This is a genomic window from Tenacibaculum discolor, from assembly GCF_003664185.1.
GTDB classification, from domain to species: Bacteria; Bacteroidota; Bacteroidia; order Flavobacteriales; family Flavobacteriaceae; genus Polaribacter; species Polaribacter discolor.
In genome coordinates, this window is the sequence record NZ_RCCS01000006.1 from 428,040 (window position 1) to 441,480 (window position 13,441).

At 30.4% G+C, this 13,441-nt stretch carries 17 protein-coding genes; 13 read left to right on the forward strand and 4 right to left on the reverse strand.

Annotated elements, in window-relative coordinates; all coding sequences use genetic code 11:
- The first annotated feature begins 191 nt into the window (after window positions 1-191).
- Window positions 192-620 carry a leucine-rich repeat domain-containing protein gene (locus C8N27_RS08195; RefSeq protein WP_121146970.1) on the forward strand — a complete coding sequence of 143 codons (429 nt, stop codon included), beginning with the start codon at window positions 192-194 and terminating at the stop codon, window positions 618-620.
- Between the two features lie 105 nt (window positions 621-725).
- On the opposite strand, the gene C8N27_RS15915 is transcribed toward C8N27_RS08195, so the two are convergent.
- Window positions 726-881, reverse strand: a complete 156-nt coding sequence (locus C8N27_RS15915; RefSeq protein WP_167444737.1) for a hypothetical protein — start codon at window positions 879-881, stop codon at window positions 726-728.
- Window positions 882-933: 52 nt separating this feature from the next.
- Here C8N27_RS15915 and C8N27_RS08200 point away from each other — a divergent pair, with 52 nt between their 5' ends.
- From C8N27_RS08200 to C8N27_RS08215, 4 genes are all read left to right on the forward strand, one after another.
- A complete protein-coding gene (locus C8N27_RS08200; protein ID WP_167444738.1) occupies window positions 934-1,869 on the forward strand; it encodes a DKNYY domain-containing protein in 936 nt (311 codons plus the stop codon).
- Between the two features lie 82 nt (window positions 1,870-1,951).
- Entirely contained in the window at window positions 1,952-2,791 is an 840-nt protein-coding gene (locus C8N27_RS08205; protein ID WP_121146972.1) for a hypothetical protein, read from the forward strand.
- Between the two features lie 112 nt (window positions 2,792-2,903).
- Window positions 2,904-3,299 carry a VOC family protein gene (locus tag C8N27_RS08210; RefSeq protein ID WP_206512790.1) on the forward strand — a complete coding sequence of 132 codons (396 nt, stop codon included), beginning with the start codon at window positions 2,904-2,906 and terminating at the stop codon, window positions 3,297-3,299.
- Window positions 3,300-3,454: 155 nt separating this feature from the next.
- On the forward strand, window positions 3,455-4,273 hold the full coding sequence (locus C8N27_RS08215) for a hypothetical protein (RefSeq protein ID WP_121146974.1): 819 nt from the start codon (window positions 3,455-3,457) through the stop codon (window positions 4,271-4,273).
- A 90-nt stretch (window positions 4,274-4,363) separates the two neighbouring features.
- Here C8N27_RS08215 and C8N27_RS08220 read toward each other — a convergent pair whose 3' ends face one another.
- Window positions 4,364-5,206 (reverse strand): AraC family transcriptional regulator, encoded by an 843-nt coding sequence (locus C8N27_RS08220; RefSeq protein ID WP_099214249.1) that lies wholly within the window; start codon window positions 5,204-5,206, stop codon window positions 4,364-4,366.
- Between the two features lie 99 nt (window positions 5,207-5,305).
- Between C8N27_RS08220 and C8N27_RS08225 the strand changes: the two genes are divergently transcribed.
- The 8 genes from C8N27_RS08225 to C8N27_RS08260 all read left to right on the forward strand — a co-directional run bounded on the left by C8N27_RS08225 (window position 5,306) and on the right by C8N27_RS08260 (window position 11,622).
- Window positions 5,306-6,289, forward strand: coding sequence for a polysaccharide deacetylase family protein (locus tag C8N27_RS08225; protein WP_121146975.1), 984 nt, complete (start codon window positions 5,306-5,308; stop codon window positions 6,287-6,289).
- A gap of 10 nt (window positions 6,290-6,299) precedes the next feature.
- A complete protein-coding gene (locus tag C8N27_RS08230; protein ID WP_121146976.1) occupies window positions 6,300-7,187 on the forward strand; it encodes an SMP-30/gluconolactonase/LRE family protein in 888 nt (295 codons plus the stop codon).
- Window positions 7,188-7,191: 4 nt separating this feature from the next.
- Window positions 7,192-7,659: a cupin domain-containing protein gene (locus C8N27_RS08235; protein WP_121146977.1), complete on the forward strand. Its 468-nt coding sequence runs from the start codon at window positions 7,192-7,194 to the stop codon at window positions 7,657-7,659.
- Window positions 7,660-8,082 (forward strand): DoxX family protein, encoded by a 423-nt coding sequence (locus C8N27_RS08240; protein WP_099214245.1) that lies wholly within the window; start codon window positions 7,660-7,662, stop codon window positions 8,080-8,082.
- A 14-nt stretch (window positions 8,083-8,096) separates the two neighbouring features.
- On the forward strand, window positions 8,097-8,609 hold the full coding sequence (locus C8N27_RS08245) for a GNAT family N-acetyltransferase (RefSeq protein ID WP_121146978.1): 513 nt from the start codon (window positions 8,097-8,099) through the stop codon (window positions 8,607-8,609).
- A gap of 10 nt (window positions 8,610-8,619) precedes the next feature.
- Window positions 8,620-9,006, forward strand: a complete 387-nt coding sequence (locus C8N27_RS08250; protein WP_121146979.1) for a cupin domain-containing protein — start codon at window positions 8,620-8,622, stop codon at window positions 9,004-9,006.
- A gap of 99 nt (window positions 9,007-9,105) precedes the next feature.
- Complete coding sequence (locus C8N27_RS08255) at window positions 9,106-10,224, forward strand: alkene reductase (RefSeq protein ID WP_121146980.1); 1,119 nt, start codon at window positions 9,106-9,108, stop codon at window positions 10,222-10,224.
- A gap of 114 nt (window positions 10,225-10,338) precedes the next feature.
- Window positions 10,339-11,622 (forward strand): APC family permease, encoded by a 1,284-nt coding sequence (locus C8N27_RS08260; RefSeq protein WP_121146981.1) that lies wholly within the window; start codon window positions 10,339-10,341, stop codon window positions 11,620-11,622.
- Window positions 11,623-11,663: 41 nt separating this feature from the next.
- On the opposite strand, the gene C8N27_RS08265 is transcribed toward C8N27_RS08260, so the two are convergent.
- Window positions 11,664-12,698, reverse strand: a complete 1,035-nt coding sequence (locus C8N27_RS08265) for an RluA family pseudouridine synthase (protein ID WP_121146982.1) — start codon at window positions 12,696-12,698, stop codon at window positions 11,664-11,666.
- Window positions 12,699-12,714: 16 nt separating this feature from the next.
- A complete protein-coding gene (locus C8N27_RS08270) occupies window positions 12,715-13,296 on the reverse strand; it encodes a PASTA domain-containing protein (protein ID WP_099214240.1) in 582 nt (193 codons plus the stop codon).
- Window positions 13,297-13,441 lie beyond the last annotated feature (145 nt).

Below are 13,441 nucleotides of genomic sequence, written 5' to 3' on the forward strand. Positions count from 1 at the left end.
TAAATAATTTAAACATAAGCTATGAAAACAAATACTTTACTTTACTTATTATTGTTTTTTTCTTCATTTATATACTCTCAATAAATTGAAGAAGTAATATACATAAAAGAAGAAATAAATAGTGAACCCGAAGAAATAGTTACTTATTACTCGTTAAAAGAAGCTTTAAAACCCCAAAAAAAGTAAAAGCTTTGCAAATTAGAGATAAAGGTTTACACGAATTACCTAAAGAAATTAAAGAACTAGTAAACCTAGAAACTTTAAGAGTTCATCATAATAGATTAACTGAAATACCAGATTTTATTTTTTCTCTTACTAAATTAAAAGAGTTAGAAATAGGAGCTAATAACTTAGGTATCTTAACTAAAAATATTGGTAAATTAACAAACCTTGAATACTTAGGATTAAAAGCTAATGGATTAATAACCTTACCTAAATTAATTGGAAAATTGACAAAATTAAAAACACTTAATTTAGATTTTAACCCTATTACTTCATTACCAGAATCAATTAAAAACTTAAAAAAACTAGAGCGCTTTTATTTAACTGGAAATAAAATACCTAAAAATGATATAAAAAAAATTAAAGCATTACTACCTCATTATTATAGAAGGTACTAGTTTAAATTACTAAACTCTTACATCTATAGATTAACTTAAAATGAAAAAGAAAATAACAAAAGTTAAAACCTAAGTTTACTTAATGAACTTAATTACAAACCATCCTTATATATCAACAATCATAATTATACTTATTTTGAATTCTATAATTAAAAAAATTACACGAGCTAAACATTCTCCACTTGTAAAAGTATCCTTGTTTATCATGGCTATAATTAGCCAAGCCTGTAGTCCTTTTGCTGGCCCCGTTGATAAATCCATTTCAGATTCTTATTACTATTCAAAATCAAAAAGAAATATTTGTTATTCCCCTATGGGAAATTGGTTTGAACTGGGTAATACCAAAATAAATGCAGATGTTGAGAGTTTTAAAGTTTTAGGAAGAGATTTTGGGAAAGACAAGAATCATTTATTCTTTAAAACTCATATTATAGATAATGAAGTAGATACCGCTACTTTCTATGTTGATGATGACAATTACATCTGTTTTGATAAAGACCATGTATATAGAGCTTTAAATTATTTACCTCACGACTTTACTCAAACCAACCAAGAAAAAAAGCATTTATGGAAGGTTGCGAAAGCTAATCCGAAAACATTTCAAAAAATTGATAGCGACTGGTCTAAAGACGACAAACATTATTTTTATAATTACGTGCCTATTGATGTGGATTATAACTCTTTTACTATTTTAAATAAAAGCTTTGCTAAAGACAAAAACCAAGTATATTCTTTAAAAAACTATGAATTGCTAGCTTCTACAATAGATCCTACTACAACAAAAAAAATCAATAGTAGATATATTACAGATAATAACAATATTTATGATTTTCAAGAATATATAAATGGTGAAAAGGTAGATTCTCTCACTTCTATACCTTACCAAAACATTGATAATTTAACCATATTAGAAGATAAGTTTCTACTATTTGACAATAAGGTAATGTATGATGGAACTATAATTGAAAAAGCTGATGCTTCATCATTTCAAATCATTCAATTTCCCTATTCTAAAGACAAAAATCATGTGTTCTATCACAAAGAGGTTATTGAAAAAGCTGATCCAAAGACCTTCAGTGTTTTTGAAACATCTTATTATTCAAAAGATAAAAATTATGTATTCGTTTATGGAAAACTATTAAAAGATGCTGATGTAGCTACTTTTGAACCAGTAAATAAAAAACACTCATTATTATATAAAGATAAAAATCACACCTACAGAGGTGATGAAATTGTAAGAGACAACTAAAATTTAGCTTGTTATAAAATAGCTATACAACTCATAATCATTTTTTTTTGTATTTTCATTCCCAATAAAAAATTACAAAACCATGAAAAACTTATTTAACTCTACCCCCCTTACAGTTTTATCTTTTTTAATATTCTTTCTATCATTTTCAGTGACTGCACAAGATAGTGCTGATACTGTTATTATGATGGATGGAAAAGAAAGAAAAGGAAAAGTAACAGCCATTAATGATAGTGAAATTACATTCATTTTTACCGGTGAAACCTTAGAATATAAAATCAAACGAGCTGAAGTCAATAAAATTATTTTTGCCAGCGGACGAACTCAATTAATTTCTGAAAAAGCAACAAAACAAAATACTCAAAGTACCTCAAACCTTGTTATTAGAAAAGGTAAAATGGCTGTGCTACCTTTTAAAGTTATAACTAATATGGATTCAGTAGATAAAGAGGCCATTGGAAGACAAATTCAGACTGATTGTACTAATACCATAAAGAAGGAGTCACCTATGATTGAAGTTATAGACCCTAGAATTGTTAACGCTACTTTAGCTAAAAACAATATTTCTGTTAATCAGCTTGAAACAATGTTACCTAATGAGTTAGCTATTACACTTGGGGTTGAGCATGTAGTTTTTGGTTCTTATGATGTTGAAAACACAGGAACCAGAACCTCAGGATCTACGGTAACTACATACAAATCAAAAAAAGACAGAACTAAGAGAAAAGGAACAGCTATTAGCTCTGGTAGCTCATCTACTTCAGACACATATGACTCTAAGATTACAATGGATATATATAATGATAAAGGCTCTAATATTTACTCTGTTTCTCGTAAACCATTTATGGCTGGTTTAGATAAATACCATAGTACAATTAAGTATTTAATTAAAAGAGCTCCATTTGGTAGTAAGCATAAATAAAATAATAAGCTTTACATTAAAAGCCTCATAGGTTATACTTATACTATAAATAGCTTTTTTTATACAAAGTATCTAAAAAATAAGTAATTTTACTTGTATAAAAAGAGCTATAATGAAATACGGATATACTATACTTTATGTTAAAAACGTAAAAGAAACTATTGACTTTTACGAAAAAGCTTTCGGTTTTACTTCAAAATTTATCACACCTGAAAATGATTATGGAGAATTAATTTCTGGAGAAACAACTATTGCTTTTGCTTCCTATGAATTGGAAAAATCTAACTTTAAAAAAGAAACTGTAAAAGCAAATACATCTAATAAACCTTTTGGAATAGAAATGGCTTTTGTATCAGAAAATATAGAAGTCGATTTTAAAAAAGCCATTGACATGGGAGCTATTGAATTTGAACCACTCAAAGAAAAACCTTGGGGACAAAAGGTAGGTTATGTAAAAGACATTAATGGTTTCTTAATAGAAATTTGTAGCCCTATCAAAAATGAGTAATGTTTTTTAAAAAATTGTTGTTGATTATTAAAGGACTACTTGTAGTTACTGCTCACCTTCTTACTATATCTTTTGTAGCTTTTTTATTTTATCTTGGCTACCATTGATTAAAAGAACAAAATCACAAAAAACTTCTACATAGATAATTAAAAATAATGAAAAAAATTACGCTAGTATTACTACTATTAACAATAACATTTTCTTGTAAAACAGAAAAAGCAACTGAAATAATTGTTATAGGAACTCTACATAAACCAGAACCTAATTTTAATTCAGAAACACTCTTTAAAATATTAGAAGACGTAAAGCCTGATTTTATATTGCAAGAATTAGATTCTTCGTTTTTCACTTCTAATTTTAGATACAAAAATATTTCTAATAGTAATGAAGATATGGCATCTGAAAAATATGTTAATAAGTATCCTTTAACAAAATTAAGACCTTATGAGTTTGAAGGGCGAAATGAATATAGAATAAACATAGGCTCTCGTCCTACTGATGGCTTAACCACAAAGTTATTAGACAGTTTAAACAAAGCTAATTTATTGTCTCCTACAGAGTCTGTAATTCATAATAAATATAAAGCTCTTTTAAAACCTTTAATAGTATCAGCTTCTAAATCACCTGAAAACTTTAACAATCCTACAACAGATAGTATCTGTGCCGAAAGACAATATTATCAATATAAAATGTTACCAAAAATAACCAGTGTAAGAGATGAATTTGCTACTCGTTTTCATACGAAACCAAATGGAGAAAAAATAAGTTACCGTGACGGATTTCAGTTAGCTTGTGATTTTTGGGATTTAAGAAATCGGACAATGGCTAAAAATATAATGCGAATTTCAGAACAAAACAAAGGAAAAAGAATTGTTGTACTATGTGGATTCATGCACAGATATTACCTTTTGAGTGAATTAAAAAAACTAACCAAAGGAAAAGATATTATCTTAAAAGAATTTTACGATTATTAAATATGATTTATTAGTAATTACCAATACTCATCTGCTCTTAAATCTACTGCTATAATTAAAAAAGATCAATCACAAATAGCTAAACATTACTTACCCCTGATATTCACTTGGATTTTTACCCATGTATTTTTTAAACGTTTTATTAAAATGGCTAGAGTCTGTGAAACCTATTTTCTCTGCTATTTCCCCAATACTTAAACTACTTTGCTTTAACAAACTTTCTGCCATTTTTATTTTGGTTTCCATTATATAACGTTTTAACGATATACCAGTATGTTTCTTTACAAAAACACCAACATAGTTTGGTGACAAATGAAACGTTTCTGCAATAACATCAACCTTTATGAGCTCTTTATTTTGCACATTTTGTCGTATGTATGTCAATATTAAATTTACTTTATTCTTATCATAAACATGTCCGCTGTTTTTTAATGTAGACTTTAAGTTTCTCGACAATATAATTAACAAAGCTCCAAACAATTCAGACAATACATTACGACTATAGGTTAACGGACTATGCAATTCACTTTTTATTAAATGATAAAGCCTAAAAAGTTGCTCTTTATCTGTTTCGCAACTAATTACACTTTTAGCAACAATGTTCCGATGAAAAATTACTGCATCTAAATTCTTTCTCCAATAAGTACTTGTAGAAAATGTAGCCTTTTCTAAAAACATCTGTTCTGTAAATTTTACCACACCAAATTTTGTTGGCTCACCAATAATAAACTCATGTTCATCTTTTGGAGTTAAAAAAAACAAATCTCCTTCTTTATAATCAATAACACTTTCGTTTAAAACATGTTTTCCACTTCCTTTTAAAACAAAAGTTAACTCAAAAAAATGGTGCTTATGTCTTGGATAGCCCCACTCCTTCTCTGCTTCAAACTCAAATACATCTAAATTCTTAGTAATATAAAAACGTTGTGTCATTAAAATGCTTTTATACAAATATACAATGTATTTATACAACAATACAGCTTAAAACAGCTACTAATTTTGCAATCACAACAGTCAATTAAACAATATAAAATGAAAAATAATAGCATTATAGCATTGGCTATCATAGCGGTAAGTTTAACATTAAATGCTTGTAAAAAAGAGCAAAAGAATACAAGTAAAACAAGTTCTACTTCGACAAAAGCTGTAGCAAAAAAAAGCTATTGGCCTAACGGAGCACAATTAGTCATTTCTTTTTCAATGCAGTTTGAAACAGGAGGACAACCTGAAGGAGCTGAAAGCCCTTTTTCAGGAAACCCATTACCTAAAGGAAATCCTGATTTGCCTGCTGAAAGCTGGTTTCGTTATGGAGCCAAAGAAGGAATGTGGCGAATGATGGATTTATGGGATAAACATGATATAAAAGTAACCTCTCATGTTGTAGGTGAAGCTGCAATAAAATATCCTGAAATCGCTAAGGCTATGGCCAACAAAGGACACGAAATAGCTGCTCACGGAATTGCTTGGGACGATCAATGGAATTTAAGTTACGAGGATGAACTTGCCTTTGTTAAAAAAGGAATTGACACAGTAGAAGCAATTACAGGAAAAAGAGGGCGCGGATACAATGCCAACTGGTTACGTAGAAGTCCCAACACTCTCAAAGTTTTACAAGAGCTTAGTTTTTTATACCATATTGATGATGTAAGTCGTGATGAACCTTTCATTACTAAAGTAAGAGGTAAAAACTTTGTTGTAATGCCTTATACGCTGCGTAATAATGATATTGTAAATATTGCTGGTAAAAACTGGTCACCAGATCAATTCTTATTTCAACTTAAAACAGAATTCGATCAACTTTATAAAGAAGGTGCCTCTAAAAGGAGAATGATGAGTGTGAGTTTACACGATAGAATTGGAGGTACTCCAGCAGTAGTTAATGTTGTAAATCAATTTATTGAATATGCAAAACAACATGAAGGTGTAGTGTTTATGCGTAAAGATAACATTGCTAAAATGGTAATAAACGACCCTAATACACCAATTGATAACGCCGAATTAAAATTTAACAAATAAGAGTACTAACATGAAACATGCAATCTATTTATACCTTGTACTTAGTACACTAACAATTATTAATGCGCAAAACAAATTACCTTTTCAATTAGAAAAAAACTGGGAACTAGAAGGTTTAAAAAATCCTGAAAGTGTAGTTTTTGATAAAACAAACCAAGTATTATATGTATCTAATGTAAACGGCGCTCCTACTAATAAAGATGGTAATGGTTTTATATCTAAAATAAGTTTAGATGGAGAAATAATAGAACTAGAGTGGCTTAAGGGATTGGATGCTCCTAAAGGACTTACTATTCACAAAGGAAAATTATACGTTACGGATATTAATACTATTGTTGAAGTTGATATAGCGAGTAAACAAGTCCAACGATTTACAGCCAAAGATGCTACCTTCCTCAATGATATTGTTGCTGACAAAAAAGGAGACATCTATGCTTCTAACACTTTTGGATTTAGTGGTATTTACAAACTCCCAATCAAAGGAACAAGAAAAGTTGAACTATGGCTAAAAGATGACAAATTAAACATGCCTAATGGCTTATTTGTGTCAAAAAACAATCTAATAGTTGCTGGTTGGGGTATAGATTTAGATGCTAAAACATTTGCTACCAAAACACCAGGACATTTAGTTAAAATCAATTTAAAAACAAAAAAAATCAAACCCATAAGTCAGCCTTTTGGAAACTTAGATGGACTCAGCGAAACTTTACACGGTTTTTTAATTACTGACTGGTTAACAGGAAGCCTATTCTACTTAAAAAAAGGGAATGATAAAGGACAACTTGTAATAGATTTACCTCAAGGAAGTGCTGACACGTACTTTGACAAAGCTACCAAAACGTTATACATCCCTTTAATGTTGAATCAAAAATTATTGAAATATCACTTTAAAAAGTAACATTATGAACATAAAATTAATATTCTTAGGTAGTTTCTTAACTTTTTTCGGACAAATAACTGCGCAAGAAAATACGATATCTCTAGGTAAAAAAGTAGAAAATATTCAAGTTATAAACTTTGAATCCATGCCACATGATACCATAAGCAAAGGAATTACGCGACAATGGCTTCATGGTGCCAAAGGGCAAATGGCCTATTTTCACTTGAAAAAAGGTGCACATATTCCAATGCACAAACACCCAAATGAGCAAATTACCTATATCCTTAAAGGAAAAGTAAAAATTAACACTATTGATAAAGGAAAAAGAAAAACCTATATCATCTCTGCTGGTCAAGTAATTGTTTTTCCAGAAAATGTTTCTCACGAGTTTTTTGCACTGGAAAACACACTTGATTTAGATGTACATGTACCAGTAAGACAAGATTGGTTGACTAATGAGCTACCAGCATATTTAAAGAAAAGTAAATAAATGAAAGCCACACCTAAACAAACAGCGTATGCATTGCTACGTATTACCATGGGAATCAATTTTTTTGGACATGGATTAACAAGATTGCCAAAAATCCCTTCATTCCGTGATTGGATGGTAAGTCAATTTCAAGAAAGTATACTTCCAGACTTTCTTTTATACACATGGGGAAGCATATTACCTTTCATAGAATTTATCATAGGTACATTATTAATTATTGGCTTATTTACTTACAGAACAGCTATTGCTGGTGCTCTTGTTATTGCCATACTTATTCTTGGTTCTTGTTTAATAGAACATTGGGAATGGGCTGGTGCCCAAATGTTATATGCTTTATTTTATTTCTTTATTATAAGTCAAGTATCAGAGAATAAATGGTCTATTGACAACAAACTATCAACATTAAGAGAAAAACATCTGTAAATCATTAATATAAAATGAACTCAAAATATCAAACAGAAAGATTAATTATACGTCCAACAAATACTGAGGATACTGACTTTATTTTCAACTTATTTAATACTCCTAAATGGATTGAGAATATTGGAAATAGGAATATAGCATCAACTCATCATGCAAAGCAATATATTGAAACAGTTATGCTTGGGCAATTCAACCAACTAGGATACTCTAGTTACACTATAATTAAACAATCTGATAATGAAAAAATAGGAACTGTTGGACTTTATGATCGTGAAGGAGTTGATGGAATTGATTTTGGTTTTGCTTTTTTACCTCAATTCGAAGGTAAAGGATATGCTTTTGAAAGTGCTTCTAAAATAAAAGAAGTAGCTGTAAATAAGTTCAAAATTAAAAACCTAGCAGCTATTACACGCCCTAGTAATACTAGTTCACAAAAATTACTTAATAAATTAGGTTTCAGCTTCAAAAAAGACATCATTCTTCCTAAGCATGAGTTTAAAGAATGGTTATTATATGCTATAAACTAATACCCTCCTTATGAAAGCAGAAACAATAAACACAGCTGGCAATTGGTCTGTACATTGGACAGAATCCTTAAAAAAGGCCATTCAATTAGGAGCAAATAGTCATAAAATTGGACAACAATTATTATTAGAAAATAAACGTGTTAAAATATGGCATATTGAATTGGAACCTGGGCAAGCTCTTCCCTTTCATAAACACGACAAACCCTATTTTTATATTTGTCATACAAGGGGTAGCTCTCGTTCTTATTTTTCTAATGGCTCTATAATTGAAACATATTATGAACCTAATGATATTAAGTATTTAAATAACTTAAACACTAAAAACTTCTTCATACATAACTTGGAAAATATTGGTACCACTACGCTACATTTCACAACCGTAGAGTTTACAGAGTAGCACAATATATTTTTACAAGTAAAACATGAGTTTATACAAAAACATAACTTTCAAACCATAGTAAATTTGTACTATTAAATAATTAAAACTTTGTAAATCATGGCTTTTAAAAAATTATATCAACCCTATAACAAGAATGGCTTAACATTAAAAAACAGATTTTTAATGGCTCCCATGACACGTTCCAGAAGTTCACAGCCTGGTGATATTCCTAATAAATTAATGGCTGAATATTATGGACAAAGAACTTCAGCAGGAATAATTATATCTGAAGCTACTCAAGTTTCACTACAAGGAAAAGGCTACGCTAAAACACCTGGAATTTATACACAAGAACAAATTGAAGGTTGGAAATTAATTACGAATGAAGTACATAAAAAAGGAAGTAAAATATTTTTACAATTATGGCATGTTGGTCGCGTATCTAGCGCTAAAGTAAACGGATTACAACCTATTGCTCCTTCTAAAAAAGCTGCTAAAGAAACTAGCGTTTATATTTTTGACGGTACTCCAAATGGTGATGCAACTTTTGTATCTGTAGAAGAGCCTAGAGCAATGACTAAAGCTGATATTAATCAAGTAATAGAAGAATTCAGGATAGGAGCAAAAAATGCAATTGAAGCAGGTTTTGATGGTGTTGAAATTCATGGAGCCAATGGGTACTTAATAGACCAGTTTTTAAGAAGTAACTCTAACCAACGAACAGACGAATATGGAGGATCTAAAGAAAATAGAGTCAGATTACTAACTAAAATCACTCAAGCAATTATTCAAGAAATAGGCAGTGGAAAAACCGGAGTTCGCCTCTCCCCTTTTATTAGTTTTAAAGACATGAATGATCCCGAAATATTAGACACTATAATGATTGCTACCCAAGAGCTTGAAAAAATCGGAGTTACTTACTTGCATCTATGTGAAGCTGATTGGGATGACGCTCCAAAAATCCCTAATAGTTTTAGAGATAACCTTCGTAAAACATTTAGTAAAACTATTATTGCTACTGGTAACAAAACACCTGAACAAGGAGAAGATTTATTAAAAAAAGATTTAGTTGACCTAATTGGTTTTGGACGCAATTTTTTAACGAACCCTGATTATCCGATAAGAGTAAAACTAAACGCTCCATTAAACAAAATTACTGATACACATACGTTATTTGGTGGTGGGGATGCTAGAGGGTATACAGATTATCCGTTTTTGAAACAGGTAAACGATTAAAAAAGCACAAATAACTTGAATAAAACACTCCTTTTTCTAATAATTCTGATTAATCAATCTTTAAAAATAAATAAGTACTTTAGTGGCTGTTACATTAACTAACAGTCACTAACTATGTCTAAAAAAATTGGATTAAAAGAAGCTATTTCAATAGGGATTGGTGGTATGGTAGGCGGTGGTATTTTTGCCGTTTTAGGTCTAGCTGTTTTACTTGCTAAAGGAGGAACTCCAATTGCTTTTTTACTTGCAGGAATACTAGCTTTATTAACCTCATATAGCTATGTACATCTTTCAAAAAAATATCCAGATAGAGGTGGCACTGTAAAATTTATTAATCAAGGTTTTGGAAGAACCATTTTTAGCGGAGCTATTAACAATCTTTTATGGGTAAGCTATATTGTAATGCTTTCTTTATATGCTTCTGCTTTTGGCTCTTATGCTCCTAACCTATGGGAAATAACTCAAAACAAAACAATCAACTTTCATATATATGCCAGTGCTATTATTATTATAGCTACAGCAATTAACTACTACAGTATTGCTGTAGTGGGAAAAATTGAATCATACGCAGTAGTTATTAAACTTATAATTCTTATTGGTTTTATTGCCATCGGAGCTTATGGACTAATAGGAAATCCTAATATGGCTCAACTATCTATTAGTAACTGGGAAAACCCTATCAAATTATTTGCTGGTGGTATGGTTATTTTTGTTGCCTATGAAGGCTTTGAGTTAATAGCCAATGCTGCTCCCGATATTTTAAATCCTGAAAAAAACATATCAAAAGCTTATTACTACTCTGTAATATTTGTAATTGTGTTGTACATTATCATTGCTCTTGTTACTGTAGGTTCTCTCCCATTTAATCAAATTGCCAAAGCACAAGATTATGTACTAGCAGAAGCCGCTAAACCAATGTTAGGACAAGTAGGATTTACTATCATAACCATAGCTGCATTAATTTCTACATTTTCTGCTATTAATGCTTCATTATATGGAGGTAGTAAAGTTAACTATGAAATTGCTGAAGATGATGAATTACCACATCATTTTCTTGCCAAATTTTGGAATCAACCTATCGGATTACTAATTACCGCTATAGCAACTCTAGTATTAGTTAACACATTAAATTTAGAAAGTATATCTACTGCTGGTAGTGTTGGCTTCATCCTTATTTTCGGAATTGTAAATTACGTAGGTTTTAAACTTTCAAAAGAAACAGGTGCTAATAAAACAATTCCTTTATTAGGGTGTTTTTTATGTGTAATTGCTCTAGTTATTCTAATCAAACAACAACTTCAATCGAATCTAATTGGAGTATTTGTATCTCTTGGAATTATTACCCTATGTTTTATTATTGAGTGGATTTATAAGAAAAATGAAACAAAGGCTATATAAAATGAATTCATTTTATATAGCCTTTTCCTTTGAATAAGTTTTTATTCTTCCAATTTAGAATGCTCAGAATACGTACGCCATTTCTCTAAACAAGCGGTAATATCTTCAGGTACTTCAGAATCAAACTTTAGAAATTCCCCAGTAGTTGGATGCGTAAAGCCTAACGTTTTTGCATGTAAAGCTTGTCTTGGTAATATTTTAAAACAATTATCTACAAATTGTTTGTATTTAGTAAATGTAGTTCCCTTTAAAATGGCGTTACCTCCATAACGCTCATCGTTAAAAAGTGTGTGACCAATATGCTTAAAATGAGCTCTAATTTGATGCGTTCTACCCGTTTCTAACTTACATTGTACCAATGTTACATACGTAAGTCTTTCTAACACTTTATAATGAGTTACTGCATGCTTACCATGCTCTCCATCAGGGAAAACATCCATTTGTAAGCGATTTTTAAAGCTACGACCTATATTTCCTTCAATAGTTCCTTCATCCTCTTCTATATTCCCCCAAACTAAAGCGTAATATAAACGTTCTGTAGTACGATCAAAAAATTGCTTAGATAAATGAGCCATTGCATACTCAGTTTTTGCAACAACCAACAACCCACTAGTATCTTTATCAATTCGATGTACTAAACCAGGGCGCTCATTAGAATTCTTTGGTAAGTTTTCTATATGGTGAATCAGTCCATTTACTAACGTACCTGAATAATTTCCATGACCAGGATGTACTACCATACCTGCTGGCTTATTCACCACTATTACTTCATCATCCTCATACACTATATCAATAGGAATATCTTCTGCTACTAATAAGTTTTCGTGAGGTGGATATGTTAATACCACTCTAACAACATCCTTAGGTTTTACTTTGTAGTTTGGTTTTACAGCAACATCATTTACTAAAACATTTCCTGCTTTAGCTGCTTGCTGTATTTTATTTCGAGTAGCATTTTCAATAAAATTCATTAAAAACTTATCTACTCGTAATGGTACTTGACCATCTGTTGCTACAAACCTATGATGTTCATATAAATCATCATTCTCTATCTCTGGAGTATTATCTTCCTGCATCAATCAGTTATAAAAATTAGTATCCATTACCATCACCTAAAATCAAGTCGATGGTTGTTTGTTTTGGTAACTTAGTTCCTGGCTCTATTTTTTGTCCGTTATGTTTTAATCCACGAACCACATCTTTTCCTATATCATGAACCCAAGTAACATTCGTTCCAACTTTAAATCCTATTGAGCGTAGATGTGTTGTTGCCTGACGTCTGGTACGCCCATTTAAATTAGGTACTTCTACATCTCTATATTTAGATGGATTTAATGTTAAATATATTTTACGCTTTTCTTTTACAAAATCACCTGCTTCCGGATCTTGTTCAATAATTGATTTTTTTGGATATTCAGGATTATAGCTTGCACTATCAATTACCACAAAATCTAAATTTAATTCACTTAGTTTTTGCTCAACATCAGCTAACGACATTTTATGCAAGTCAGGTACTTGTATTTTTTGATTGTGGTTTGTTGTAACTCCTAACCACCATTGTAATACAAATACAAAAACTAGTATTGAAACAACTGCTATAATTATGTTTTTTAAAAAAGATTTACTTTTTATAAATTGAAATAAACCTCCAGTTTTTTCTGTAAAATTACTCATATCATTTTTTTGTAAGATCGCACAAATTTACAGTAAAAATATTACTATTTTAAATTCGACAAGTCTTAAACGAGTTTTTTTGGTAAGTTTGTATAATCCAACGATTGGATTTTAGACAAACAATGATAAAAACAGTAATTGAAAT

What these genes read in the sequence shown, in the direction of transcription:
- C8N27_RS08215 (WP_121146974.1), top strand. Translation starts at nt 3,455, where the DNA reads ATGAAAAAAATTACGCTAGTATTACTACTATTAACAATAACATTTTCT.
- C8N27_RS08225 (WP_121146975.1), top strand. Translation starts at nt 5,306, where the DNA reads ATGAAAAATAATAGCATTATAGCATTGGCTATCATAGCGGTAAGTTTA.
- C8N27_RS08260 (WP_121146981.1), top strand. Translation starts at nt 10,339, where the DNA reads ATGTCTAAAAAAATTGGATTAAAAGAAGCTATTTCAATAGGGATTGGT.
- C8N27_RS08235 (WP_121146977.1), top strand. Translation starts at nt 7,192, where the DNA reads ATGAACATAAAATTAATATTCTTAGGTAGTTTCTTAACTTTTTTCGGA.
- C8N27_RS08265 (WP_121146982.1), bottom strand. Translation starts at nt 12,698, where the DNA reads ATGCAGGAAGATAATACTCCAGAGATAGAGAATGATGATTTATATGAA.
- C8N27_RS15915 (WP_167444737.1), bottom strand. Translation starts at nt 881, where the DNA reads ATGGATTTATCAACGGGGCCAGCAAAAGGACTACAGGCTTGGCTAATT.
- C8N27_RS08230 (WP_121146976.1), top strand. Translation starts at nt 6,300, where the DNA reads ATGAAACATGCAATCTATTTATACCTTGTACTTAGTACACTAACAATT.
- C8N27_RS08270 (WP_099214240.1), bottom strand. Translation starts at nt 13,296, where the DNA reads ATGAGTAATTTTACAGAAAAAACTGGAGGTTTATTTCAATTTATAAAA.
- C8N27_RS08240 (WP_099214245.1), top strand. Translation starts at nt 7,660, where the DNA reads ATGAAAGCCACACCTAAACAAACAGCGTATGCATTGCTACGTATTACC.
- C8N27_RS08255 (WP_121146980.1), top strand. Translation starts at nt 9,106, where the DNA reads ATGGCTTTTAAAAAATTATATCAACCCTATAACAAGAATGGCTTAACA.
- C8N27_RS08250 (WP_121146979.1), top strand. Translation starts at nt 8,620, where the DNA reads ATGAAAGCAGAAACAATAAACACAGCTGGCAATTGGTCTGTACATTGG.
- C8N27_RS08210 (WP_206512790.1), top strand. Translation starts at nt 2,904, where the DNA reads ATGAAATACGGATATACTATACTTTATGTTAAAAACGTAAAAGAAACT.
- C8N27_RS08205 (WP_121146972.1), top strand. Translation starts at nt 1,952, where the DNA reads ATGAAAAACTTATTTAACTCTACCCCCCTTACAGTTTTATCTTTTTTA.
- C8N27_RS08245 (WP_121146978.1), top strand. Translation starts at nt 8,097, where the DNA reads ATGAACTCAAAATATCAAACAGAAAGATTAATTATACGTCCAACAAAT.
- C8N27_RS08220 (WP_099214249.1), bottom strand. Translation starts at nt 5,206, where the DNA reads ATGACACAACGTTTTTATATTACTAAGAATTTAGATGTATTTGAGTTT.
- C8N27_RS08200 (WP_167444738.1), top strand. Translation starts at nt 934, where the DNA reads ATGGGAAATTGGTTTGAACTGGGTAATACCAAAATAAATGCAGATGTT.